Source organism: Enterobacteriaceae endosymbiont of Plateumaris consimilis (assembly GCF_012563145.1).
GTDB lineage: Bacteria > Pseudomonadota > Gammaproteobacteria > Enterobacterales > Enterobacteriaceae.
In genome coordinates this window covers 486,861-512,724 of sequence record NZ_CP046230.1, presented here as the reverse complement: position 1 = coordinate 512,724, position 25,864 = coordinate 486,861, and the positions used below count along the sequence as shown (strand labels likewise).

The following is a 25,864-nucleotide window of genomic DNA, read 5'->3' as shown; positions in this document are numbered from 1 at the left end:
TTTTTATGATCCAAACAAATTATATTTAATGTATAAAAAGACTAATGAAATCAAATTTATTTATTATAATTTTGTTTTATATATTCAAAAATATTATAACATAATTTTTTTATACCAATTTTTTTTTTAGATGATATTAAATAATATTTTTTTATATATTGAAATTTTATTAATATTTTTTTAATGTATATATCAATTTTTTTTTCATTTTTTAATAAATCAATTTTATTAAAAATTAACCATTGTTCTTTTAAAAAAAGATTTTGATTAAATTTCTTTAATTCATTATTAATAATATTAATATTATTAATAATTCTATTTACATTAGAAATATCAACTAAATGTAATAATAATTGACATCTTTCTAAATGTTTTAGAAAATTTAAACCTAAACCTTTACCTAAAGTAGCATTTTTAATAATTCCTGGAATATCTGCTATTAAAAATGAATTACCAATATTATTTTTAACGACTCCTAATATAGGTTCAATTGTAGTAAATGGATAATTACCAATTTTAGTTTTTGCTTTAGATATTGTCTTAACAAAAGTTGATTTTCCTGTATTTGGTAGACCCAACATTCCTATATCAGCTATTAAAATTAATTCTAATTTTAAAATTTTTGTTTCACCCAAATTACCATTTGTATTTTGATATGGAGATCTATTAATAGAAGTTTTAAAATTTATATTTCCTAAACCATATTTACCACCGTGAACAATTAAAACTTTTTGATTATTTTTATTTAAATCTGCTAATATTATTTTTTTTTTAACATCAATAATTCTAGTTCCTATTGGAACAGTCAATATTAAATCTTTTCCTGTTTTACCAGTACATTGATTTTTTTTACCAGGAAATCCATTTTCAGCTAAATAATTTTTTTTATAATGAAATTTACTTAATGTATTAAGATTATGATCTGTTAATAAATAAATATTACCCCCATTTCCACCATTTCCACCATTAGGTCCACCTTTAGGTATATATTTTTCTCGAAGAAAACTAATACATCCATCTCCTCCTTTACCTGCTTGTACAAATATTATTGCTTCATCAAAAAATTTCACTATTACTCCAAATAAAATAATATTTTAAATAATACAAATTTAATTTATTGTATAAATAAATAGTTCAAATATTATTAAAAAGAAATAAAAAGTTTTATATAGTAATTATATGAACATATTTTTTATGTTTGATTCCTTTAGTGATAAATTTTACTATTCCATTTTTTATAGCAAATAAAGTATGATCTCTACCACATCCTACATTTTCACCTGCATGAAATTTTGTTCCTCTTTGGCGTACAATAATGGATCCTGCTTGTATTTTTTCTCCACCAAAATGTTTTATACCTAACCTTTTAGAGTGTGAATCTCTACCATTTCTTGTAGATCCTCCAGCTTTTTTATGAGCCATATATAATACCTCTTATATATTAGTTTTTAATTTTAATTATTTTCATAGTAGTAAAAAATTGACGATGTCCTTGAACTTTATGGAAATGTTTTCTTCTATGAAATTTAACTATTTTAATTTTTTTATCTCTCTTATGAGAAATTAATTCAGCTGTTATCGATGCTCCTGTAATCAATGGTTGTCCTATTTTTAAATTATTTTTATTACATATTAATAATACATTATTAAATTTAATTTTTTCTCCTATATTACCTTTAAGTTTTTCTAATTTTATAGTTTGTCCTACCATAACTTTATATTGTTTTCCACCATTAATAAAAATAGCATACATATATATTTCCTTATTTATTAAAAATTTAATATAAAATTAATACCCTAATATTTAGAATAATATTCTATTGATAATCTATTATTAATTTTAAAATTTATATATTATTATAAATATTTTAGTATTTTATTCTTTTAATATTTGCTCCTAAACTAGAAAGTTTATTTTCAATATTTTCATATCCACGATCTATATGATAAATATTATTAATAATAGTAGTTCCAGAAGCAATACATCCAGCTAATACTAAACTTACTGAAGCTCTTAGATCAGTTGCTATAACTTCACTACCAAAAAGTAATTTAATTCCTTTACATTTTAATATATTTTTTTTTAAAGTTATATCTGCACCCATACGTATTAATTCTGGTACATACATAAAACGATGTTTAAAAATATTTTCTTTAATAGTACTAATACCTGTTGAAATTAAATTTAGTAATGCAAATTGTGATTGCATATCGGTAGGAAAATTAGGATAAGGTCCTGTTATTATATTTACAGATTTTGGTCTTTGACCATGCATATTAATACTACACCAATTTTTTCCTTTTTTAATTTCAGCACCTGTTTTTTTTAATTTATTTAAAACTATATTTAAATTATTTGGATTAGTATTCTCACATAATATTTTACTTTTACATATTGCTGCAGCTATTAAAAATGTTCCTGTTTCTATTCGATCAGATATAATAGTGTAAACACCTCCTTTTAGTTTTTTTACACCCTCAATAATAATCTTATCTGTACCAGCACCCTGTATATGAGCTCCCATTATATTTAAAAAATTAGCTAAATCTTGTATTTCTGGTTCTTTAGCAGCATTTTTTATAATTGTAATATTAGAAGCTAATGTAGCTGCTAATATTATAGTAATAGTTGCTCCTACACTAATATTTTTCATATATATAATACTACCTTTAAATTTTTTTTTAATATATCCTTTAATATAATTTTTTTTTACATAAATATTTGCTCCTAATGTTTTTAAACTGTTTATATGTAAATCAATAGGCCTATTACCAATAGAACACCCACCTGGAAATGATATATTAACTTTTCCTATTCTCGTTAATAATGGACTTAAAATCCAAATAGATGCTCTAATAGATTTAATTAAATAAGAAGGTGGATTATATTTTATAATATTACTAGCATTTATTATTAATGATTTTTCTCTTTTAACTTTTACTCCTAATTTGATTAAAATTTTTATTGCTATATCAATATCTTTTAATTTAGGAACATTTTTTATTTCTACTATGTCTGGTATTAAAAGTGATGCAAATAATATTGGTAATGCTGCATTTTTAGAACCAGAAATAATTACTTTTCCTTTAAGTTTTACAGGTCCTTTAATAATAAATTTATCCATTATAATTATTCTCTATAAAAAAATTTTTAAAATTTTAAAAACAACTATAAAAAACTAAATCTATTTAGAATTAAATAATTAATAATTTTAGATGTATAAATTTATATTTATTTATAATACATATAAATATTTTTTATATTAATTATTATTTTATCGTTTAGAAAATTGAGGACTTTTTCTAGCTTTTTTTAATCCCACTTTTTTTCGTTCTACTTTACGATCATCTCTAGTAATAAATCCAGCTTTTCTTAATGATTCTTTATAAAGATTATTATATTTAATTAAAGCTCTAGTAATTCCATGACGTATAGCTCCAGCTTGTCCTGAAATTCCTCCACCTTTTACTGTAATATATAAATCTAATATATTATTAATTTTTAATAATTCTAAAGGTTGTAATACTATCATTCTAGATGTATTTCTAGAGAAATATTTATTTAAAGACTTATTATTTATATTAATAGATCCATTGCCTTTTTTAATAAATATTCTAGCAGAAGAACTTTTTCTTCTTCCTGTTGCATAATTTTTAATCATTATAGTGATCCTATCAAATATTTAAAATATAATGTTTTTGAGCTATGTGTTTATGTTTTATTCCAGAATAAATTTTTAATCTATTTAATATTAAATAACCTATTTTATTTTTAGGTAACATTCCTTTTACTGCATTTTTTATGACTCTATCAGGATAATGATTAATTAATTCATTTAATGAGATTTTTTTTATTCCTCCAGAATAACCACTATGCTTATAATACATTTTATTTTTTTTTTTATTACCTGTAACTTGAATTTTTTCTGCATTAATTACAGTGATGTAATCTCCTCCATCTATATGAGGACTATAAGTTATTTTATGTTTTCCCATTAAATAATGAGCTATTACGGTAGCTAATCTTCCTAAAATTTTTTTTTTAGCATCAATAAGATACCAATTATGATGATTGTTTATGTTATTTTTAAAATGATACATATAAAAATTACCTAAATATAAATATATATTTTATATAAAAAAATGTTTATAAAAAATATTTAACTTATATAAATAATAATATAGTTAATTAATAAAATCAATTTATCTTTATAACTAAAATTTTTTATTTTTTATAAAAAATATTTCAATAATTATTGACATTTTAAATCATTTTATATTATAATAATTAATTGATATATGAATATTTAATCAACGTACTCATAAGTACGTTATATCTACATTACTAATAATTTTCATTATATATAGAAATAATATTATTTTTTGTTTTATTGGTGATTTTATGCATAATAATTCTATAAAAAAAAAAGAAGAAATGTTAGTAAAAATATTTAAAAATTTAATTAAAGAAGAAAGTTTTAGTACACAAATTGAAATTGTACATGCTTTACAAAAACAAGGATTTAATAAAATTAATCAATCTAAAATTTCTAGAATGTTAACCAAATTTGGTGCAATAAGAACAAGAAATGTTAAAATGGAAATGGTTTATTGTTTTCCCTTAGATTTAAGTGTACCAAATACGACTAGTTCATTAAGAAATTTAGTTTTAGATATTGATTATAATGATATTTTAATTATTATTCATACAAGTCCTGGTGCTGCTCAATTAATAGCTCGTTTATTGGATTCTTTAGGTAAATCAAAAGGAATTCTTGGTACTATTGCTGGAGATGATACTATTTTTATTATTCCAACTCGTTTATTTAAAACTATTAATTTGTATAAAAATATAAAAATTTTATTTAAATAAATTTTTTTAATGTAAAATAATAGATTTTTATTTTTTACTTTCATAAGAAAATCTTTTCATATATGGATTTAAAATCTTAGGTATTTTAATATTACCATTTTCTAATTGGTAATTTTCCATTATAGCAGCTAAAGTTCTTCCAACAGCTAATCCTGATCCATTTAATGTATGAATAAAAATGTTTTTATTTTTATTTGTTTTTTTATATCTAGCTTTTATTCTTCGAGATTGAAAATCAGACATGTTAGAACAAGATGAAACCTCATAATATTTTTTTTTTGATGGAAACCATACTTCTAAATCATATGTTTTGCTAGAAGCAAAACCCATATCTCCTGTACATAAAAGCATCTTTCTATAAGGTAATTTTAGGAGTTTTAATACTTTTTCTGCATGTTGCGTAATAATTTCCAATGTTTTTAAAGAATCTTCAGGACGTACTAGTTGTACTAATTCTACTTTATCAAATTGATGTGTACGAATTAAACCTTTATTATATTTTCCATAAGATCCAACTTCAGATCTGAAACATGGACTATGTGCTACCAATTTTATTGGTAATTTATCTTCTTGTATAATTTTATTATAAACTATATTAGTTAACGGTACTTCTGCTGTGGGAATTAAAGAATATTGGTTTTTATCATGATAATTTATTGATTCAATATGAAAAATATCACCACTAAATTTAGGTAATTGACCAGTTCCATATAAAGTTTTATTTTTAACTATATAAGGTACATAGACTTCTTCGTAATTATGATAAAAAACATGTAGATCTAACATAAATTGGATTAAAATTCTATGTAAATAGGCTATTAATCCTCTCATTACTACAAATTTTGATCCACTTAAAATAACACCAGATTCAAGATCTATTCCATTATTTAATGATCCTAATTCTACATGATTTTTTATTGAAAAATTATAAAATGGAATTTTACCCCATTTTTTTATTTCTTTATTATCTTGATAATTTTTTCCATATGGAACATCATCTAAGGGAATATTTGGTATTGTTTCATAAATATTTTTTATATCTTTTTTTATATTTATTAATTTTTTTTTCAATGAAGATAATTTATCATTAATTTTTTTTATTTGATCCTTAAAACAATTAAAATCAACTGAATCTTTTTTTATTAAACATTTAGATTTATTTTTTTTTTTTATTTGTAATTCTTCTATTTTTACTTGTAAAATTTTTCTCTGTTTTTCTAATTTACTTATTAAATTAATATCTAATACAAAATTTCTTTTTTTAAGCATTTGAGATACATATTTTATATTAAAACGAAATAAATTAGGATCTAACATATATTTTATATACCTTACATATTTTATTATAACAATTAATTAATAATTCATAATTATTATTATTAAATTATTAAATTATATATTTATATATTATAATAAAAGTTATATTATTAATATATTTATTTATATATGAATATATTTATTTTATAAATACTAATAACTTTTAATAATTTTTATAAAAATTACAAAAAAAATTATGAACAATACTAAACATACAAAACTTTTAATTTTAGGATCTGGACCTGCAGGTTATACTGCAGCTATATATTCTGCTAGAGCAAATCTTAATCCAATATTAATAACTGGAATAGATATAGGTGGTCAATTAATGAAAACTATGAATATAGAAAATTGGCCTGGAAGTTTTCCTAATATATCTGGTAATAAATTAATGAATAATTTATATAATCATGCATTATCTTTTAAAACAAAAATAATAAATGATTATATAATAAAAGTAAATTTTAAAAAAAAACCTTTTTGTTTAACAGGAAATTTTTTTAAATATACATGTGATAGTTTAATTATTGCTACAGGAGCAAAACCTAAATTTTTAGGATTAAATTCTGAAAAAAAATTTATAGGTAAAGGAATTTCTTCTTGTGCTATTTGTGATGGATCTTTTTATCATAATAAAAAAATTGCTATAGTAGGTGGTGGTAATACTGCTATAGAAGAAGCTTTATATTTATCTAATATAGCTTCAGAGGTACATGTAATACACAGAAAATCTTTTTTTAGTGCTGAAAAAATATTAATTAATAAGTTATTTGATAAAGTTAAAAATAATAATATTAAATTACATTATCCTTATATAGTAAAAGAAATATTAGGTAATAAATCTGGAGTAACAGGAATAAAAATTTTTTCTTTAAAAAATATAGAAAATTATAAAATAATAAATTTATATGGTATTTTTATTTCTATAGGGACTATACCAAATACTAATTTGTTTAAAAATTCATTAAAATTAAATAATGATGGATATATCATTACTAATGATATTTCAAAAAAAAATTTTAATTTTACACAAACTAGTATTACAGGTATTTTTGCTGCTGGTGACGTAATGGATAATGTATATAGACAAGCTATTACATCAGCTGCTACTGGTTGCATGGCTGCTTTAGATGCTCAAAATTATTTAAGGAAAATTTTTTAAATATTTTATATATTATCATTTATAAAATTAAATTTAAAATTTGAATATATATTTAATATAAGTTAAATTTAACGACTACGAAAAATAATTCTTCCTTTACTTAAATCATACGGTGTTAATTCTACAGTAACTTTATCTCCTGTAAGAATTCTAATATAATTTTTTCTCATTTTTCCTGAAATATGTGCAATAACTGTATGTCCATTTTCTAATTTTACATGAAAAACAGTATTAGGTAATGTATTTAAAACTATTCCTTGCATTTCTATGTTATCTAATTTAGACATTAATTTATTTCCTTAACTATTAATTTAATATTTAAATGTTTTTTTGTCATTTATTATATTATTTTTTATATAATTCCAATATTTTCCTTTTTTATTAACTAAATCATTATGATGCCCTTTTTCAATAAAACAACCATTATCCATAAAATATATAAGATCCATTTTTTTTATAATATTAATGTTATGTGTAATAATTACTATTGTTTTTTTTTTAAATATAGAAAATATTAATTTTAAAATATTATAAGATGTAATATTATCTAAACCTTCCGTAGGTTCATCTAATAATATTAAGTTTCCATTATGTAATATTGCTCTTGCAATAGCTAATCTTTTTAATTCTCCACCAGATAAACTTCTACCACCTTCACCCATCCATAATTCTAAACCTTTATTATTATTATCAATTAGTTTATTTAATCCTACAAGACGTATAATCTTTATTAAAAATTCATAATTAATATTACAATTATTTTGGTTATTTAATAATAAATTATTTTTTAATGTATCACTAAAAAGATATATACGTTGATTTATTACACTTATATTTTGTCTTAAAATAGATGAATCTAATAATTTTAAATTAATATTATTTAAATATATAATTCCTTTAATAGGATCCCAAGCTCTAGTCAATAACATTAATAATGTTGATTTACCACAACCATTATGGCCAGTGATAGCTATTTTTTCATTATATTTTATTAATAAAGATAAATTTTTTAAAATTAATAAAGGTTGTTGAGGATAACTAAAAGAAATATTATCAATATTAATAATAATATTACTATTTTTTTTTGTAAAAAAATTTTTTTGTTTAGTAAATTTTATAATGGGTTTTTGATTTATAATCATAAAAATTTTTTTAGCTGATAATAATACTTCACTAATATTATGAAAAATATTACTTATAGATAATAACATATTAGATAATGTAATTAAACAAAGTAAAAAAGATATAATATAAAATTTAGAATTTAAATTATTAGATAAATAAAAATTACTATATATTAATAAAGTTATTATATTAATTCCATTAATAATAATCATTATTGATTGTGATTGTGCGTTATAATTATTTTTTTTACATTGTATTTTTTGCCATTGTATTTCTAAAAAATGAATTTTTTTTCTAATCATATTAATACCTTCAAATATTCTATATTCTGTTTGATAATATAGATAATTACTGATATAGAAATAATATTTATTTCTGTAATAAATATTATTTTTACCAATAGATTTACCTAAATTATAAAAATATATTGAATGTATTAATAATGAAAAAAATAAAATTAAACAAATTATAATAGATAGTTTAAAACTAAAAAAACTTAAATTAATTAATATAATTATAATAGTTATAAATAAACTAATAATAGGTGATAAAATTTGTATATATAAATGATCTAAAGTTTCAATATCTGAAATTAATGTATTTAATATATCACTATTATTTAAATGTTGTAAATTAGAAGGATATAAAGGAAAAATTTTACAAAATATCATTTTTCTTAAATTTTTCAATACTTTTAAAGTACTATCATGTTTAATAATTTTTTCAAAATATTTTGCTACAGTTTTTATTATTGAAATAATTCTAATTATAGCAGAAGGAACAATATAATTATAATTAATACTATTAACTATAAATTTAAATAAAAAAGTAGAAGTTAATAACCAACCAGATATAACTGATAAAGAAATACTCATTAAATTAGTAATAATTGTTAATAATATACCAAAACAAAGAATTTTTACATATTTTTTATGATTTTTAAAAAAATATAATAAATAAAACATTTGTTTTGACTCCTAATTTTTATATTAAAACTTTTTACTGTGTTTATTAATTTATTTAATGATTCTATCATTTACTATTTTTTTTATAATTTTTCCATCATACATTTCCCAAATTTGATTACAAAATTTCACTTGATATAATTTATGTGTTATTATTAACATTGTTTTCTTATGTAGATAATTATATAAAGAATTTATAATATCTCTTTCACTATTCATATCAATGTTTGCAGTAGGTTCATCTAATAGTAATAAATTATGATTTTTTATTAAAGCTCTTGCTACAATTATCCTTTGTATTTGTCCTACTGATAATCTTATATTTTGTTCCCCAATAATTGTATCTAGTCCATCAGGAAAATTTTTTAAAAAACTTTTTATTTTTATAATTTTAATTATATTTTGTATTTTATTTGTATCAATATTTTTATCAAAAAATAAATTTTTTCTTATTGTCTTACCAGGTAGACTAGCATTTTGTCCTACCCAAGATATTTTTTTATACCAATCATATAAATTTATATTTTTTAATTCAATATTATTAATTTTTAATGATCCGTTGTATGGTAAAAATCCTAAAAAAACATTAAATAATGTAGTTTTTCCACAACCACTAGGACCGATTATTCCTATATGTTCTCCTGGAAAAATTTTAAATGAAATAGGACCTATTAGTATATTTCCTTTTATATTTTTTACTATTAATTTTTTAGCTTGAATAAAAATATTTTTTTCATTAAAAGGTATATTGTTTGTTTTTATAAAAAATTTTGTAGGATTATTTTCTAAAAATTGTAAAATTAAATCTGCTGCACCTATAGATTTAGATTTAATATGATAAAGCAAACCTAAATTAATAAAATATTGAAAATATTCAGAAGTTAAAATCAATATAAAAAAACCATTAAATATAGTTATGTTTTTTCCATAAAAACCTAATTTAATTACATTTAGATATGAAAAACTAAAATAAATAGCAATGGAAGCTAATGCAATAGAGGAAAAAAATTCTAAAACTGCAGACGTTAAAAAAGCTATTTTTAATATTTCCATACTTTTTTTTCTAAATTTTTCAATAAAAATTGCTATTTTATTAATTTCTATTGTACTCATATTAAATAAACGTATTGTTTCCATACCTAATAATCTATCTAAAAATAAACCATTTAATATAGATAATATTTTAAAATTTTTTTTATTTTTTTGAGCAGTTTGACTACCAATTAAAATTATAAAAAATATAGTAAACATGCTAATTATTATTAATAATACACTTGCAAACCAACTAATAAATGATATTGTAATTAATATTATTATAGGTGATATAATAGATACTAATAATTGAGGTATGTATTTATTATAAAAATCTTGTATATTTTCTATTTGATCTATTATTAATGATAATATACTACCTAAAGTTTTGTTTTTTATATTAACTAAATAAATTTGCTCAAATTTATCTAGAATTTTATTTCTAATAGTGTTTTTTATCAATTGACTATAATTATAATTAACTTTATTTATAATAATATTTAATAATGATTTAAATATAAAACACAAAACTAACATTATATAATAATAAAATAATTCATTTATTTTAATTTCAAAAAATAAATATTGTACCTGAATTGCTAAAATCCAATTTTGAAAAATTATTATACTTATATTTAAAATATTTAATAAAAAAGATAATTTTAATAATTTACTAGCAAAAGAACTCTGTTTATTTAACCATTTTGTTATTTTTTTTTCTTGATATTTTTTCATAATAACAATTATTTATTATTATATTTTATATACTATATATCAGTAAGATACTTATAATTTGTAAAATTAAAATTTTAAATTTTTTATTTAATAACATTGTGTATATTTAAAGGAGCAAAACCATTTAATTGTTCTTCTATTCTTATTAATTGATTATATTTAGATGTTCTTTCTGAACGGCTCATTGAACCTGTTTTAATTTGTCCAGCACTTACACCTACAGACAAATCTGCAATAAATGTATCTTCAGTTTCTCCAGAACGATGGGATATTATTACTTTATATCCATTTTTTTTTGCTGTTTTAATAGTAGATAATGTTTCAGTTAAAGTACCAATTTGATTAAGTTTAATTAAAATAGCATTAGCTATTTCAAGATTTATACCTTTTTTTAAAAGTTTTTTATTAGTAACAAATAAATCATCACCAACCAATTGAATTTGATTACCTAAAATTTTTGTTTGGTAAGCAAATCCCTTCCAATCAGATTCATCTAATCCATCTTCTATAGAAACTATAGGATATTTTTTTATTAAATTACAAAAAAAATCAGTTAATTCTTTATAATTTAAACTTAATTCTTCACCTTTTAAATGATATTTATTTTTATCAAATAGTTCAGAAGCTGCACAATCAATAGCAAAAGTAATATCTTTACCTAAAATAAATCCAGAGTTTTTTATAGCTTCTGCAATAATATCAAATGCATCACTATTTTTATTTAGATTAGGTGCAAAACCACCTTCATCTCCTACAGAAGTAATTAATTTATAAGATTTTAATACTTGATATAAATGATGAAAAATTTCTGATCCTATTTTAATTGCTTCTTTTATGTTTTTTGCACAAATAGGTTGTATCATAAATTCTTGAATATCGAGATTATTGTCTGCATGTTTTCCTCCATTAATAATATTTATCATTGGTAATGGCATTGTAAATTCATTAGATGTACCATTTATATCAGAAATATGTTGATATAATGGAATTTTTTTAAATATAGCAGCAGCTCTAGCATTTGCTAATGATACAGCTAAAATAGCATTTGCTCCAAGAACATATTTTTTTTCGGTACCATCTAAATTGATCATAAGATTATCAATATTAGATTGATCCAATGAATCTTGATTTATTAAAATTTGTTTTATATGTTTATGAATTGAATTAATAGCTTTTAGTACTCCTTTACCTAAAAAACGATTTTGATCATTATCACGTAATTCTATAGCTTCTTTAGAACCAATTGAAGCACCAGATGGTACTGAAGCTATACCAATAGATCCATTATTTAATTGTACTTCTGCTTCAACAGTTGGATTACCTCTAGAGTCTATTATCTCTCTACCAATAATATTTTTTATTTTAGACATATTTTATCCTATTTAAAATTCAATTCAAAGTTAATTTTTTTTCATAAAAGCTTTAGTAAAAAACTATATAAATAATAGATATATGAGAATTAGAAATAAATTATGGATGTAATTTATAACTAATAAATCATGTAAAATTAAAAATTTTATAATTTCAATAAATAATTATTTTTTTGATTTTTCTATTATTAATAAATTATACTTAATAAGTTTATTAATTAATAAATTATTTATTTCATATATATGATGATATCTTACAATAACACAATTTGTTATTATAAAATTGATATGAGAAACTGAATAAATTAAATTTACATTATTAATTACTTAATCTCATTTTACTTAGTAAGTTTTTCATAATAAAATTGATATTTATATCATTTTGATTATTTTTTTTATCAATTAATATTTATAATATGATTTTTATAATTTGAATTAAGTCTAACTAAATTTTTGTCAATTATTCTAACTACATTTAGTGAAAATTAAATTAAAGCTGCATGAATTTCTAAATATATTTCAACATAATGAATATTATTTTTTCCTACATATTTTATTTTTTTAAATTTTTTTTAATACTTTTATAATAAAACTATCATGAATTAAAATTTTATCAAATTTATTTATTACAATCTGTTCTTTAATTATTTAATAATTTAAAATTAGTACAAATGTAAATTTAATTTTTTATTTTTCATATTTTAAAAAATTTCCTATCACTAATTTATGTACATCTGATAATTTAATATACTTTTTGATATAATAATAAAAAAATAATATTTAAAATTAAGTTCTTTATTAAAATTTTTTATATTTAGTCAGTTTAGTATTTAATATATTAAATTCAAATTTATTACATATGTAATTATCCAATATTAATTTTTTATGAAAATCTATTTATATATAGAATTAATATCTTTTATAGAAATCATAATTTTTTAATAAATTTTAAAATAAACAATTTAAATTTGTTCAAACTTAGACATATATAATTAAATAAATAAGTTAAAATATTTTGATTAAATATTTATTTATAATAATTTTTTTATAAAATATTATGTAAGTTTTATTTTTGTTTGTTTAATAATTTTTATATATGATATATAAAGTTAAATAAATATAAATTATTTTATTTTTTTTTGCTTATATTAAAATTTGACGAATAACATTAAACAATGGAAAAAAATTCCATCTCTTTAACCGTAACACCTATTTCTACTAATATTAAATTATTTCTTTTGTTTTCTAAATTAATTATATATTTTTTTATATTATTAGTAATATGATAAAAAATAACTTTAATGTGTAATCTAAAATATTTTTTGTTTTTTTTCATATTTAAGAATATATAAAATCAGTAGTAAAATTATTATAATGAAATATTTTTATGTTTATAAATCTTTCATAATTTCTAAGATGTAAATTTTTTCTTCATCATCATTATTTATAAAAAATATTTCTTTACGTTAAGTAAAACTTATTTCTGAATTTTTATTCAAATATATATTTAAAATATAAAAAGTTATTTGTAAATCTTTATTTTTAAGAATGTATGTAAATCAAACAGTAATTATTCCTTTATTTAAAGAAGAAATTATATATTTAATAATAAAAATATAGTTTATAATTAATTTTTTTACAAAATATAAATAAAAAACATTTATTACGTTTAAATATATAAGTATCAAAAATAATTAATATTTTTTATAAAATCTATTTTTTTAAAAAAAATGTAAATTTTAAATTTACATTTTAAATATATAAATAATGTAATTTTAATTATTTAAAAAAATTAATAATAATTTTAATTATATATAAAAAATATCCTTAATAAAATTATTATTTTTTATTCATTCTACTAATAGATAATAAAATTTCTTTTTTAGCAACATCTACATTTTCCCATTTATTAATTTTAACCCATTTACCATCTTCTAAATCTTTATAATGTTTAAAAAAATGAACTATTTTATTTTTTAATAAAATAGATAAATCATCAATACTATTAATATTATTATAATCTTGAGAAATCTTCTTATGTGGTACAGCTATTATTTTAATGTCTTTTCCAGATTCATCTGTCATGTTTAATAATCCAATAGGACGACATCTAATAACAGATCCTGGTAAAATAGAATATTGAGTATATACTAATACATCAAGAGGATCTCCATCTAAAGATAATGTATTATTTATATAACCATAATTACAAGGATAAAACATTGTTGTAGAAATAAAACGATCAACAAATAATACTCCTAACTGTTTATTTACTTCATATTTTATTGGTTCTGAATTAGAAGATATTTCAATGATTACATTAATATCATTTGGTACTTGATTTCCAGATGATACTTTATTTAAATTCATAATATATTATTTTAATCTGAAATAATAAATACATAAAATAATAACAAATATATATTCATTATGTCAAAGAGTAATATATAATTAATGTAAAATAAAACAAAAAATAAAAAAATGAAAATATTTTCACAACTTATAAAACAACGTTCTAAATTAGAATCTAAAATGTTAAATTCTGTAATGTTAACTAAAAAAGAAAATAAAAATTTTGAAATAATAATTAAAAAAACAATTAGATTTAATATTAATGTTCGTTATAAAATAATAGAGATATTAGAATTTTATAATAATGAATTATTTTCTATTAATGTTTATAAAAATTGTCAAAAAAGATTTGCTAAAACAAACAATTTATTTATGAATAATATAAAAAAATACTATATATAATGCAATTAATTTAAGTAATTATACAGCTTATGATAAATATTTAGGATTACCTAAATAGCAATTATTAGCTTTTAAAAATATAAATTTAGGTCTTTTTCATATTTGTAATATAGATAATATGAAATATATTTTTTTTCTGAAAGAAAATAAAAAATTTCATTAAATATAGATAAATATCTTAATAGTAGTGGAGAAAACTTCAATATTTTTGCAATAATTTGTATATTTTGAAATAGTTTAAGAGTATTATGAAAGTATATTTCTACATATTATTCATTATATCTATCTGTTATAGCTTAAGAAAATAATAACATGAAATATCATTATTTTCTTCTATATCAAGATATTCTTCTAATTTATATTATGCTAAAATATTAGGTAAATATAGTACATACAAATCATTAAATAAATTAGGATCACATAAAATAAAAACTCAATAAATTCTAATAATTTTTTCAAATAAAATCTCATTTTCTTTATTTAAATATTTAGTTAAATTAATTAATGAGTATTATGTTTATCAAAAATTAGTATTTTTATTGAATTCATTAAACAAAATAGTTTTTCTAGTATGGTTAAATATTATAGAAAATCCTCATATTTTATAAGGTTTAGGATTTAAACCATTTGATAATAAAGGGGTAAAAAACTAATAATAGTAAAAAAAGAAATTTTAAAAATTTGATTATTAAATAATTATACATCAAAACAATTAAATATGAAGAATAATGGATATTCTGAAGGAATATATAATTGGTATATTAATAATAAAAACAATATAAATTATAATATTTTAATCAAATAAATAAATAATGGTTTAATTGTAACAGAATTAATATCTTATGAGTTAATAATATTACAGTAAATTATTCTCGTGGTGTATGTGGATTTTGAGTTGTAAATGAAAAATTAAATTGCTAGTTAATGAAATAATAATATTTTCAAATTTTAAAAAAATGTGGTTATCTATTTTAGATATTAGTAATGATATTGAAAAGAAAAATGCTATTTAATACTGGTCTGATTTCTATAATTTAAATATTATATAATTAATATTATTTATAATATAATATTTTATGGATAATTATAATTATTATATATAAATATTTATTGAATAAAATTATGACTACAGGTAATTTATTTATCATTTCTGCACCTAGTGGAACTGGAAAATCTTTTCTTTTAAAATTATTATTAAAAAATAATAAATTAAAATTTAATATAAAATTATCAATTTCATATACAACTAGAATTAAACGTATAGGTGAAATAAATAATAAAGATTATTTTTTTATATCAAAAAAAAAATTTCAAAAAATGATAATAAATAACGAATTTTTAGAATATGCGAAAGTTTTTGGAAATTATTATGGTACTCCTAAAAAAAATATTAAGAATATATTAAAAGATAATACAGATATTTTTTTAAATATTGATTGGCAAGGTGCTAAACAAGTTAGAAAAAAAATTTCTCAAGTTTGTAGTATATTTATACTACCTCCATCAATCAAAGAATTATATAGAAGATTAAATCTCAGAGGTAAAGATCATATAGATATAATTAATAAACGTATGTTACAATCAAAAAAAGAAATATATCATTTTTATGAATATGATTATTTAATTATTAATAATAATATTAATGATGCAATATTTGATTTGAAAAATATTATTTATGCAGAACATTTAAAAATAAAAAAACAATTCAATATATATAATATTTTCATTAATAAATTATTAAATGAATAATTTAAATTTATTTTTTTCTATTATATATTTTATATATAGGTTTAAAATGGCTAGATTAACTGTAGAAGATGCAATAAAAAAAATTGGTAATCGTTTTGATTTAGTTCTTATAGCTGCAAAAAGAGCAAGACAAATACAAATAAGAGGTAAAAGTCCTTTATTATCTAAAAAAAATGATAAAACAACAGTTCTAGCATTAAGAGAAATTGAACAAGGATTAATAAATAAAAAAATCTTAAATGATTATGAACATATTGAAGATCAAAAATTATATTCTGTTAAAATTAAATCTATTAATTATTATTAATACAAATATATTTTTATTAACATAAAAAATATTATCTAAATAATAATTTTAATTATAATTATATGATTTTCATATAATAATAATTTAATTACAATATATAAATCACCTTAAATTATATGATTATAATATTTTATATTTATTCATATATTTTATATATCAATATTTATTGCTTTTAAAGCATTATTTTTAATAAATAGTCTTCTTGGTTCTACTTCATCACCCATTAATGTAGAAAACAATTTATCTGCATTCATTGCATCCTGTATAGTAACTTTTAGCATATTTCTAGTTAAAGGATTCATTGTTGTTTCCCATAATTGATTTGGATTCATTTCTCCTAGACCTTTATATCTTTGAATAGTAAAACTTTTTTTAGATTCTTGAAATAACCATTTCAATCCATCTTCAAAAGAAGATATATATTTATGTTTTTCATTATTCTTTATTAAGTAAATTTTATTTATTTTTAATAAATATAATTTTTTACCTAAAAAACAAATTTTTTGATATTCTTTGCTATTAATAAAATTTTTACTTAAAAAATAATCACTTTTATTTCCATATTTATTTTCATAAATTATTGGTTCAAAAATATTTAATTCTGAATTTTTTACTATATAACCTGAATATTCAATATTAGTAAATTTACTATTCAAATAAAAAATAAAATTATTTAACCATAAATCAACATTTTCATAAGAATCTAACTTATTTAAAGGAGGATTATATAGTAGTGAATGTAATATTTTAAATGTGAAACGATGTTTTAAGTATTTTGTTAATTTTTTAAAATTATTATATTCTTTTACTAAACTAAATAATTTGCTTCCAGACAATTTTTCTTGTATCATTTTAAAATAAAATGCTGCTTTTTTTAAAGCTATATTTAATTGAAAATTTTCCATATCTTCATTATTTTTAATATAAGATTCTTTATTACCTATTTTAATTTTATACAAAGGTGGTTGTGCTATATAAATATAACCTTTTTTAATAATTTCTGGCATTTGACGATAAAAAAAAGTTAAAAGTAAAGTTCTAATATGTGCACCATCAACATCAGCATCTGTCATAATAATTATATTATGATAACGTAATTTTTCTAAATTATAATTTTCAGAATTAATATTACATCCTAAAGCTGTAATTAAAGTAATAATTTCTTGAGAAGATATAATTTTACTAAATTTAGCTTTTTCTACATTTAAAATTTTTCCTTTTAAAGGTAAAATAGCTTGATTTTTTCTATTTCTTCCTTGTTTTGCTGAACCTCCTGCAGAATCTCCTTCTACTAAATAAATTTCAGATAGTTTTGGATTATTTTCTTGACAATCTGATAATTTTCCTGGAAGTCTAGATATTTCTATAAAATTTTGTTTACGAGTTATTTCTCTTGTTTTTCTAGCAGCATCTCTAACTTTTGCTGCATAAAGAATTTTTTCTACTATATTTTTTGCATCTGTTGGATTTTCTAATAAAAAAAACATTAATTGTTCATTTATACAAAATTCTACAGCAGATTTTACTTCAGAAGAAACTAATTTGTCTTTTGTTTGAGAAGAAAATTTAGGTTCTGAAATTTTAATAGATATAATAGCTATTAATCCCTCTCTTGTATCTTCACCTATTGTATTAATTTTATTTTTTTTAATATATCTTTCTTTATCTATATATGATTTCAAAGTTCTTGTTACAGATGTTTTTAATCCTACTAAATGAGATCCTCCATCAAATTGAGGAATATTATTTGTAAAACAATATATACGTTCTTTAAAAGAATTATTCCATAACATAGCAACTTCAATATTAATATTATTTTTTTTGACATTAAAATAAAAAATTTTTTTATGAATAGCTTTTTTATTATTTAAATATTTTATAAAAGCTTTAATTCCACCTTTATAACAAAAATTATCTTGTTTATTATTATTTTCATCTTTAATAGTAATAGAAATTCCTGAATTTAAAAATGATAATTCTCTTAATCTATTAGATAAGATTCTATAATCAAAATGTTTAATTTTAGTAAAAATTTTATTACTAGGCCAAAAACGAATATGAGTTCCAGTTTCTGTACTTTTTCCTACAATATTTATGTTGGATTGAGGTATTCCATTATAATATAATTGTTTATATAATTTACCATTTCTTTTAATGATTAATTCTAATTTTTCAGATAATGCATTTACTACAGAAATTCCAACTCCATGTAATCCACCGGATATTTTATATGATATATTATCAAATTTTCCTCCAGAATGTAATACTGTCATAATTACTTCTGCTGCTGATGTATTTGTTTCTTTATGAATACCAGTAGGAATACCTCTACCATCATCTTTAATAGAAATAGAATTATCATTATGTATTGTAACATTAATATGTTTACAATAACCAGATAAAGATTCGTCAATAGCATTATCCACTACTTCAAATACCATATGATGTAATCCAGTACCATCATCTATATCTCCAATATACATTCCAGGTCTTTTTTTTACTGCATCAAGTCCTTTTAATATTTTTATACTAGATGAATCATAATAATTATTATTTATCAAATCTAACTCTCATTTATGTTTTAAATAATTTTATAATATTAATTATATTAATTAATAATACAAACTATTAAGTAAATTTTTAAATTCTCATCGGCATGATTAAATAAATTTTATTATTTTCAATAAAATCTTCTATTTTTATACTAGAGATAGAATCTATTAATGAAATTTTTATATATTTATTTTTTAGTGTATTTAATACATCTATTAAATATTCAATATTTAAAGATATTTCAATATCATGTTTAATATCATTAAATTTTTCTTCTATATTTAAAATATCTTCTGCTTGTTCATTATCAATATTACTTCCCAATATTTTTAAATATTTTTTATTAAATAATAATGTTACACCTTTTATTTTTTTATTAACTAAAATAGAAATACGAATTAAAGAATTTTTTAAAAGTATTCTATTTATTTTAATAATTTTATAAAAATTTTGAGGTACAATTTTTGTATATTCTGGAAAAGAATTTTCAATAAGTTTAGATGTAAATTTTAAATTCTTTAAATTAAAACTAATGTTATTATTATTTATTTTAATTTTTACTATATCGTTATTATTATCTAGCAAACGTAGTAATTCTACTATACTTCTTTTAGGAATTATAACTGAATAATTTATTATTGTTTCATTTATTAAAATATTACAAATTGATAATCTATGTCCATCAGTAGAAACCATATATAATGTATTATTTTTAATTTGGAATAATGCTCCATTTAAATATTGTCTTACATCTTGATTTGCTATTGAAAAATATGTTGCATCTATTAACATTTTTAATATTTTATTTGTTAAAAAAAATTCTAATTGACTTTCCCAGTATTCAATTATTGGAAAATTTGTAGAAGGTAAAGTAGACATAATAAATTTACATTTATTAGATGAAATTATTACTTGATTATGATCATTAATTAATATATTTATATTAGAATTTTTAGGAAAACTTTTACATATATCATAAAATTTTTTACCTGAGATAGTAATAGAAAAATTATATTTATTTTGTAAATTTTGTAAAAAAGTAGTTATTTCTATTTCTAGATTAGTACTTTTGAAACAAATATTATTATTTTTTACTTTTACTAAAATATTACTAATAATAGGTATTATTGGTCTATTATTAATAATACTCACGATTTTTTTTAATGGAATTATTAATTGTTCTCTATTAATAATAATATATTTCATATTTACACAAATAACTTCTATTTAAAATTTTAAATATTATTATATAGTTTAAAAATATTAAAATGATCTATTCTTTATTGTTAAATAACATAGAATCATTATACATTAATTTAATTATATTAATCAATAATATTAATTATAAATTAAAATAATTAATTTTATTAAAATTATATAAATATATTTTTATTTATGTAATAATGATAAATAATATAATTTTAATTGGGTATGTATAATGAAACGTACTTTTCAACCATCTATAATAAAAAAAAAAAGAGTTCATGGATTTAGAGTTAGAATGTCTACAAAAAATGGACGACAAATTTTAAATAGGCGTCGTGCTAAAGGTAGAATTTATTTAAGTGTATCTGATAAAAGGTAAGTTATAAAATTTAAATGGATAATTTAAATTTTTCTAAAAAAAAACGTTTATTATCATGTCATTTTAATTTTATTTTTGACAAACCATATAAAAAAAGTAATAAGTATTACACTATTTTAAGTAAAAAAAACATATTACAATATTCAAGATTAGGTATAATAATACCTAAAAAAATTATTAATAAATCACATATTAGAAATAAGATAAAAAGAATTATTCGTGAATATTTTCGTTTAAATCAATATAAATTACCTATTAGAGATTTTATTGTTATATTAACAAATAAAAAATTAATGAATATTAATTATATTAATTTTAAAAAATATTTAAAAAAAATATGGAATATATAATATTGATTAATAATAATTTATCATTAAATAATGAATTTATATTATAAATATGTAAAATTTTTAATAAAAAATAAATTATTATTAATATAAATTTATGTAGAAATTTCATAATTAATATATTTAAAAATAATAGAGAAAATTAAATAATGGATTCACAAAGAAATATTATTATTATTACTTTTGTTTTGATTAGTATTTTTATTTGGTTTAATTGGCAAAAAATAAATAATTATGTAAATAATAGTAAACATATAAAATATCAAAATACTACAAAAGATAATTTTAAACAGATTAATTTATATAAAAATAAAAAAATTATAGTTAAAACTAATAGATTTTTATTATTTATTGATCCTAATGGTGGAAATATTGATAAAGTACAATTAATAAATTATTCAGAAAATTTACATTCTAAAAAATTATTTACTTTATTAAGTAAAAATTTAGATTTTACTTATCAAGTAAATAGTGGTATTTTTCAAAATAATAAAAATAATTTTGAAAATAATTTTATTCATCCTATTTTTTTTACGGATAAAAAATTTTTTCAATTAAAAAAATATAAAAATATACTAAAAGTTCCTTTATTTTTTTTAAAAAATAATATTTTATATGTCAAAACTTTTATTTTTAAAAGAAAAAATTATTCTATAAATATAGAACAACAATTTTTTAATAAAAGTAATAAACCTATAGAAATAGGAATATTTGGTGAAATTAAACAAACTGTAAATATACCACAAAAATATTTAAATAAAAAAAATAATATGTCTAAAGCATTTAGAGGAATAGCTTATTCAACTGAAAAATATAAATATAAAAAACATACTTTTAATGATGTTTTAGAAAATAAAAATATTAGAATTAGCTCTAATCAAGGATGGATTGCTATGTTACAACAATATTTTGTTACTGCTTGGATTTTACCTAAAAATAAAAATAATATAATATATACAAAAAAAATTGATAATAATACTGTAGGTATAAAATTTAAATCATCTACAAATATAATTTTTCCTAAACATAAAAAAATTTTATTATCTACTCTTTGGATTGGTCCTGAAATTCAAGAACAAATGGCAGAAATTGCACCATTTTTAGATTTTACTGTTGATTATGGAATGTTATGGTTTTTATCTAAACCATTATTTAAATTACTTAATTTATTAAATAAATTATTAGGTAACTGGGGTATAGCTATAATTGCTATTACTTTAATAGTAAGAATTATAATGTATCCTTTATCTAGAACACAATATATTACTATTGCTAAAATGCGTATTTTACAACCAAAAATTAAGATAATTAAAGAAAAATATTCAAATAATAAACATCAATTAAGTCAAGAAATAATAAAATTATATAAAAAAGAAAAACTAAATCCTTTAGGTGGATGTTTACCATTTATAATACAAATGCCAATATTTTTAGCATTATATTATATGTTAATAAATTCTGTAGAATTACGTCATGCTCCATTTATTTTTTGGATTAAAGATTTATCATCTCAAGATCCTTATTATGTATTACCTATAATAATGAGTATTACTATGTATTTTATTCAAAAAACATCAAAAAATACATATGATGATCCTATGCAAAAAAATATTATGAATATAATGCCAATTTTTTTTAGTTTATTTTTTTTATGGTTTCCTTCTGGTTTAGTTTTATATTATATTATAAGTAATATATTAACAATAATACAACAAAAAATTATTTATTCTAAATATAAATAATTATATTTAATTTTATTAAATAATGCAAAAAAATACAGATACAATAGTTGCTAGAGCAACTCCTTTAGGTAAAGGTAGTATAGGAGTTATAAGAATATCAGGAAATTGTTCTATTAATGTAATAAAAGAAATATTACATATATCTTATATGAAACCTAGATATGCATATTACTTACCTTTTTATTATAAAAATAAAGTAATAGATAAAGGAATAGCATTATGGTTTCCAAAACCTAATTCTTTTACAGGAGAAGATGTATTTGAATTACAATGTCATGGTGGTACTGTAATATTAGATTTACTAATTAGATATATTATGACCTTTCCTGGTATCAGAATAGCAAAACCTGGAGAATTTACAGAAAGAGCTTTTTTAAATAAAAAAATAGATTTAACTCAAGCAGAAGCAATTAGTGATTTAATTTTAGCTGATTCTAAAACAGCTGTTTTTTCTGCTATGAATTTATTAAATGGAAAATTTTCATTTTTATTAAATAAATTTACAAAAACTATTATTAATCTTAGGACTGATATTGAATTTTTTATTGAATTTGAAGAAAATGATATAAAATTATATAAAGTAGATATTTTAATTAAATTAAAAAAAATATTAAATGATTTGTCAAAAATAATAAAGCATGTTGATAATGGAATAAATATTCGAGAAGGAATAAAAATTATTTTTATAGGACCTCCTAACTCTGGTAAATCTAGTTTAATGAATTTACTTTCTGAAAGAGATGTATCTATTATTACTGATATTCCAGGTACTACTAGAGATATTTTATATGAAAAAATTTATATTAATTCTATTCCAATACAAATTATTGATACAGCTGGAATTAGAAATACTAAGAATAAGATTGAAAATATTGGAATAAAAAAAACTATTAATGAAATTAATAGAACAAATTATATATTTTTAATAGTAAATGATAATATATCCAACAATAATTTATCAAAAATTATAAATAATTATTTAAGTAACTTTAAAAAAAAAATACCAATAATTATTATTAAAAATAAAATAGATTTAACACATAATCATTCTGAAATTGTGACAAATAATGAATTTGTTACTATCAAATTATCAGTTAAAACTAAAAAAGGTATATCTCTATTAATAAATTATATTAAAAATAATATTACGAATATTCATAATACTGAAGATATGTTTACTTCAAGAACGAGACATATTGATATATTAAAAACAGTATTCAAATATATTAAAACAGGACAATTAATATTTTCATCGATTGATTCTCCAATTGAACTATTATCAGAAAATTTAAAATTAGCTCAAATAGAACTTGATAATATAACAGGAAAATTTACATCTAAAAAATTATTAGAAAGTATTTTTTCTAAATTTTGTATTGGTAAATAAATTTATTTATTTAAAATGCCTGAACTACCAGAAATAGAAGTTATTAAAAATATTATTTATCCTTATTTAAAAGGTAATAATATTAATTATTCTATTATAAGAAATAGAAAATTAAAATATTTAATACCACAAGAAATTATCTCTATTAGTAATGAAAAAATTATAAATATAAAACGTCGAGGTAGATACATAATATTTATTTTAAAAAATAATTCAATTATTATTCATTTAGGTATGACAGGTAATTTATTAATTATTCAAAATAATAAAAAAATAAAGACATATGATCATATAGATTTAGTTATTAATAATCATATCATATTACGTTATTCAGATATTAGAAAATTTGGTTTTTGGATATGGTATAATAGTAAACATTATAAAAATAGTATTTTTATAAAAAAATTAGGTCCTGAACCTCTTACAAATACATTTAATAGTTTGTATTTATATAGAATTACTCAGAAAAAAAAAATACCTATAAAAGTTTTATTAATGATGAATGAAATAGTTGTAGGTATTGGAAATATATATTCTAGTGAATCACTATTCATATCAAAAATATTACCTTATAGGAAGGCTAATACTTTAACTTTTATAGAAATTAGTATTTTAGTTAAAAATATTAAATATATTTTGTACAAATCTATAAAAAATGGTGGAACTTCAATATATAATTATATTGATCCTTATGGTAGAAAAGGAAATTATAGTAAATTTTTATTTGTATATAAAAGAAATAATAAATTATGTAAAATATGTAAAACAAAAATTTTAAAAATGATTCATAGAAATAGAAGTACTTTTTTTTGTTCTGTATGTCAAATATAATCTTATATAAAATATTCAGTTAATTAAATC

General features: G+C 18.5%; 26 protein-coding genes. 11 read left to right on the top strand and 15 right to left on the bottom strand.

Going from position 1 to position 25,864, the window contains the following annotated elements; all coding sequences use genetic code 11:
- Positions 1-56 precede the first annotated feature (56 nt).
- The 6 genes from cgtA to rplM form a co-directional block, all read right to left on the bottom strand.
- Entirely contained in the window at positions 57-1,070 is a 1,014-nt protein-coding gene (gene cgtA, locus GJT81_RS02435) for an Obg family GTPase CgtA (RefSeq protein ID WP_169785733.1), read from the bottom strand.
- A gap of 94 nt (positions 1,071-1,164) precedes the next feature.
- Positions 1,165-1,422: a 50S ribosomal protein L27 gene (gene rpmA, locus GJT81_RS02430; protein ID WP_169785732.1), complete on the bottom strand. Its 258-nt coding sequence runs from the start codon at positions 1,420-1,422 to the stop codon at positions 1,165-1,167.
- Between the two features lie 19 nt (positions 1,423-1,441).
- Positions 1,442-1,753 carry a 50S ribosomal protein L21 gene (gene rplU, locus GJT81_RS02425; RefSeq protein WP_169785731.1) on the bottom strand — a complete coding sequence of 104 codons (312 nt, stop codon included), beginning with the start codon at positions 1,751-1,753 and terminating at the stop codon, positions 1,442-1,444.
- A 115-nt stretch (positions 1,754-1,868) separates the two neighbouring features.
- Positions 1,869-3,125 (bottom strand): UDP-N-acetylglucosamine 1-carboxyvinyltransferase, encoded by a 1,257-nt coding sequence (gene murA, locus GJT81_RS02420; protein WP_169785730.1) that lies wholly within the window; start codon positions 3,123-3,125, stop codon positions 1,869-1,871.
- A 150-nt stretch (positions 3,126-3,275) separates the two neighbouring features.
- A complete protein-coding gene (gene rpsI, locus GJT81_RS02415) occupies positions 3,276-3,662 on the bottom strand; it encodes a 30S ribosomal protein S9 (RefSeq protein WP_211080528.1) in 387 nt (128 codons plus the stop codon).
- A gap of 13 nt (positions 3,663-3,675) precedes the next feature.
- Positions 3,676-4,101 carry a 50S ribosomal protein L13 gene (rplM, locus tag GJT81_RS02410; protein ID WP_169785729.1) on the bottom strand — a complete coding sequence of 142 codons (426 nt, stop codon included), beginning with the start codon at positions 4,099-4,101 and terminating at the stop codon, positions 3,676-3,678.
- Positions 4,102-4,402: 301 nt separating this feature from the next.
- Here rplM and argR point away from each other — a divergent pair, with 301 nt between their 5' ends.
- A complete protein-coding gene (argR, locus tag GJT81_RS02405) occupies positions 4,403-4,873 on the top strand; it encodes a transcriptional regulator ArgR (protein ID WP_169785728.1) in 471 nt (156 codons plus the stop codon).
- 27 nt (positions 4,874-4,900) lie between these two features.
- On the opposite strand, the gene serS is transcribed toward argR, so the two are convergent.
- The gene (gene serS / locus GJT81_RS02400) at positions 4,901-6,190 is read right to left on the bottom strand and encodes a serine--tRNA ligase (protein ID WP_169785727.1); all 1,290 of its coding nucleotides are present in this window, start codon (positions 6,188-6,190) and stop codon (positions 4,901-4,903) included.
- Between the two features lie 196 nt (positions 6,191-6,386).
- On the opposite strand from serS, the gene trxB reads away from it, so the two are divergent.
- Positions 6,387-7,352, top strand: a complete 966-nt coding sequence (gene trxB, locus GJT81_RS02395; RefSeq protein ID WP_169785726.1) for a thioredoxin-disulfide reductase — start codon at positions 6,387-6,389, stop codon at positions 7,350-7,352.
- Between the two features lie 68 nt (positions 7,353-7,420).
- Here trxB and infA read toward each other — a convergent pair whose 3' ends face one another.
- The 6 genes from infA to ppa all read right to left on the bottom strand — a co-directional run bounded on the left by infA (position 7,421) and on the right by ppa (position 14,949).
- Entirely contained in the window at positions 7,421-7,639 is a 219-nt protein-coding gene (infA, locus tag GJT81_RS02390; protein WP_168867783.1) for a translation initiation factor IF-1, read from the bottom strand.
- 24 nt (positions 7,640-7,663) lie between these two features.
- The gene (locus GJT81_RS02385; protein WP_169785725.1) at positions 7,664-9,442 is read right to left on the bottom strand and encodes an ATP-binding cassette domain-containing protein; all 1,779 of its coding nucleotides are present in this window, start codon (positions 9,440-9,442) and stop codon (positions 7,664-7,666) included.
- Positions 9,443-9,493: 51 nt separating this feature from the next.
- Positions 9,494-11,209: an ATP-binding cassette domain-containing protein gene (locus GJT81_RS02380; protein ID WP_169785724.1), complete on the bottom strand. Its 1,716-nt coding sequence runs from the start codon at positions 11,207-11,209 to the stop codon at positions 9,494-9,496.
- Between the two features lie 83 nt (positions 11,210-11,292).
- Positions 11,293-12,579 carry a phosphopyruvate hydratase gene (gene eno / locus GJT81_RS02375; protein WP_169785723.1) on the bottom strand — a complete coding sequence of 429 codons (1,287 nt, stop codon included), beginning with the start codon at positions 12,577-12,579 and terminating at the stop codon, positions 11,293-11,295.
- 1,168 nt (positions 12,580-13,747) lie between these two features.
- Entirely contained in the window at positions 13,748-13,915 is a 168-nt protein-coding gene (locus tag GJT81_RS02370) for a hypothetical protein (RefSeq protein WP_169785722.1), read from the bottom strand.
- Between the two features lie 503 nt (positions 13,916-14,418).
- A complete protein-coding gene (ppa, locus tag GJT81_RS02365) occupies positions 14,419-14,949 on the bottom strand; it encodes an inorganic diphosphatase (RefSeq protein WP_169785721.1) in 531 nt (176 codons plus the stop codon).
- A gap of 111 nt (positions 14,950-15,060) precedes the next feature.
- On the opposite strand from ppa, the gene GJT81_RS02360 reads away from it, so the two are divergent.
- The 4 genes from GJT81_RS02360 (at position 15,061) to rpoZ (ending at position 17,389) form a co-directional block, all read left to right on the top strand.
- A complete protein-coding gene (locus GJT81_RS02360; protein WP_169785720.1) occupies positions 15,061-15,333 on the top strand; it encodes a hypothetical protein in 273 nt (90 codons plus the stop codon).
- A gap of 440 nt (positions 15,334-15,773) precedes the next feature.
- The gene (locus GJT81_RS02530; RefSeq protein WP_425591452.1) at positions 15,774-15,941 is read left to right on the top strand and encodes a metallopeptidase TldD-related protein; all 168 of its coding nucleotides are present in this window, start codon (positions 15,774-15,776) and stop codon (positions 15,939-15,941) included.
- A 514-nt stretch (positions 15,942-16,455) separates the two neighbouring features.
- Positions 16,456-17,082: a guanylate kinase gene (gene gmk, locus GJT81_RS02355; protein WP_169785719.1), complete on the top strand. Its 627-nt coding sequence runs from the start codon at positions 16,456-16,458 to the stop codon at positions 17,080-17,082.
- Between the two features lie 46 nt (positions 17,083-17,128).
- Entirely contained in the window at positions 17,129-17,389 is a 261-nt protein-coding gene (gene rpoZ / locus GJT81_RS02350) for a DNA-directed RNA polymerase subunit omega (RefSeq protein ID WP_169785718.1), read from the top strand.
- Positions 17,390-17,538: 149 nt separating this feature from the next.
- Here the strand turns inward: rpoZ and gyrB are convergent, their stop codons facing one another.
- Positions 17,539-19,947, bottom strand: coding sequence for a DNA topoisomerase (ATP-hydrolyzing) subunit B (gyrB, locus tag GJT81_RS02345; protein ID WP_169785759.1), 2,409 nt, complete (start codon positions 19,945-19,947; stop codon positions 17,539-17,541).
- Between the two features lie 82 nt (positions 19,948-20,029).
- Positions 20,030-21,148, bottom strand: a complete 1,119-nt coding sequence (gene dnaN, locus GJT81_RS02340; RefSeq protein ID WP_169785717.1) for a DNA polymerase III subunit beta — start codon at positions 21,146-21,148, stop codon at positions 20,030-20,032.
- 232 nt (positions 21,149-21,380) lie between these two features.
- Between dnaN and rpmH the strand changes: the two genes are divergently transcribed.
- The 5 genes from rpmH to mutM all read left to right on the top strand — a co-directional run bounded on the left by rpmH (position 21,381) and on the right by mutM (position 25,834).
- Positions 21,381-21,527, top strand: a complete 147-nt coding sequence (rpmH, locus tag GJT81_RS02335) for a 50S ribosomal protein L34 (RefSeq protein WP_169785716.1) — start codon at positions 21,381-21,383, stop codon at positions 21,525-21,527.
- 14 nt (positions 21,528-21,541) lie between these two features.
- Complete coding sequence (gene rnpA, locus GJT81_RS02330) at positions 21,542-21,877, top strand: ribonuclease P protein component (protein WP_169785715.1); 336 nt, start codon at positions 21,542-21,544, stop codon at positions 21,875-21,877.
- Positions 21,878-22,023: 146 nt separating this feature from the next.
- Positions 22,024-23,616 carry a membrane protein insertase YidC gene (gene yidC / locus GJT81_RS02325; RefSeq protein WP_169785714.1) on the top strand — a complete coding sequence of 531 codons (1,593 nt, stop codon included), beginning with the start codon at positions 22,024-22,026 and terminating at the stop codon, positions 23,614-23,616.
- Between the two features lie 22 nt (positions 23,617-23,638).
- The gene (mnmE, locus tag GJT81_RS02320; protein ID WP_169785713.1) at positions 23,639-25,003 is read left to right on the top strand and encodes a tRNA uridine-5-carboxymethylaminomethyl(34) synthesis GTPase MnmE; all 1,365 of its coding nucleotides are present in this window, start codon (positions 23,639-23,641) and stop codon (positions 25,001-25,003) included.
- A gap of 15 nt (positions 25,004-25,018) precedes the next feature.
- Positions 25,019-25,834, top strand: coding sequence for a bifunctional DNA-formamidopyrimidine glycosylase/DNA-(apurinic or apyrimidinic site) lyase (gene mutM, locus GJT81_RS02315; RefSeq protein ID WP_169785712.1), 816 nt, complete (start codon positions 25,019-25,021; stop codon positions 25,832-25,834).
- Positions 25,835-25,864 lie beyond the last annotated feature (30 nt).

What these genes read in the sequence shown, in the direction of transcription:
- murA (WP_169785730.1), bottom strand. Translation starts at nt 3,125, where the DNA reads ATGGATAAATTTATTATTAAAGGACCTGTAAAACTTAAAGGAAAAGTA.
- rplM (WP_169785729.1), bottom strand. Translation starts at nt 4,101, where the DNA reads ATGTATCATTTTAAAAATAACATAAACAATCATCATAATTGGTATCTT.
- mutM (WP_169785712.1), top strand. Translation starts at nt 25,019, where the DNA reads ATGCCTGAACTACCAGAAATAGAAGTTATTAAAAATATTATTTATCCT.
- ppa (WP_169785721.1), bottom strand. Translation starts at nt 14,949, where the DNA reads ATGAATTTAAATAAAGTATCATCTGGAAATCAAGTACCAAATGATATT.
- GJT81_RS02370 (WP_169785722.1), bottom strand. Translation starts at nt 13,915, where the DNA reads ATGAAAAAAAACAAAAAATATTTTAGATTACACATTAAAGTTATTTTT.
- infA (WP_168867783.1), bottom strand. Translation starts at nt 7,639, where the DNA reads ATGTCTAAATTAGATAACATAGAAATGCAAGGAATAGTTTTAAATACA.
- rpoZ (WP_169785718.1), top strand. Translation starts at nt 17,129, where the DNA reads ATGGCTAGATTAACTGTAGAAGATGCAATAAAAAAAATTGGTAATCGT.
- argR (WP_169785728.1), top strand. Translation starts at nt 4,403, where the DNA reads ATGCATAATAATTCTATAAAAAAAAAAGAAGAAATGTTAGTAAAAATA.
- rpmA (WP_169785732.1), bottom strand. Translation starts at nt 1,422, where the DNA reads ATGGCTCATAAAAAAGCTGGAGGATCTACAAGAAATGGTAGAGATTCA.
- GJT81_RS02380 (WP_169785724.1), bottom strand. Translation starts at nt 11,209, where the DNA reads ATGAAAAAATATCAAGAAAAAAAAATAACAAAATGGTTAAATAAACAG.
- rnpA (WP_169785715.1), top strand. Translation starts at nt 21,542, where the DNA reads ATGGATAATTTAAATTTTTCTAAAAAAAAACGTTTATTATCATGTCAT.
- serS (WP_169785727.1), bottom strand. Translation starts at nt 6,190, where the DNA reads ATGTTAGATCCTAATTTATTTCGTTTTAATATAAAATATGTATCTCAA.
- yidC (WP_169785714.1), top strand. Translation starts at nt 22,024, where the DNA reads ATGGATTCACAAAGAAATATTATTATTATTACTTTTGTTTTGATTAGT.
- GJT81_RS02385 (WP_169785725.1), bottom strand. Translation starts at nt 9,442, where the DNA reads ATGTTTTATTTATTATATTTTTTTAAAAATCATAAAAAATATGTAAAA.
- eno (WP_169785723.1), bottom strand. Translation starts at nt 12,579, where the DNA reads ATGTCTAAAATAAAAAATATTATTGGTAGAGAGATAATAGACTCTAGA.
- rpmH (WP_169785716.1), top strand. Translation starts at nt 21,381, where the DNA reads ATGAAACGTACTTTTCAACCATCTATAATAAAAAAAAAAAGAGTTCAT.
- gmk (WP_169785719.1), top strand. Translation starts at nt 16,456, where the DNA reads ATGACTACAGGTAATTTATTTATCATTTCTGCACCTAGTGGAACTGGA.
- trxB (WP_169785726.1), top strand. Translation starts at nt 6,387, where the DNA reads ATGAACAATACTAAACATACAAAACTTTTAATTTTAGGATCTGGACCT.
- rplU (WP_169785731.1), bottom strand. Translation starts at nt 1,753, where the DNA reads ATGTATGCTATTTTTATTAATGGTGGAAAACAATATAAAGTTATGGTA.
- GJT81_RS02360 (WP_169785720.1), top strand. Translation starts at nt 15,061, where the DNA reads ATGAAAATATTTTCACAACTTATAAAACAACGTTCTAAATTAGAATCT.
- mnmE (WP_169785713.1), top strand. Translation starts at nt 23,639, where the DNA reads ATGCAAAAAAATACAGATACAATAGTTGCTAGAGCAACTCCTTTAGGT.
- rpsI (WP_211080528.1), bottom strand. Translation starts at nt 3,662, where the DNA reads ATGATTAAAAATTATGCAACAGGAAGAAGAAAAAGTTCTTCTGCTAGA.
- dnaN (WP_169785717.1), bottom strand. Translation starts at nt 21,148, where the DNA reads ATGAAATATATTATTATTAATAGAGAACAATTAATAATTCCATTAAAA.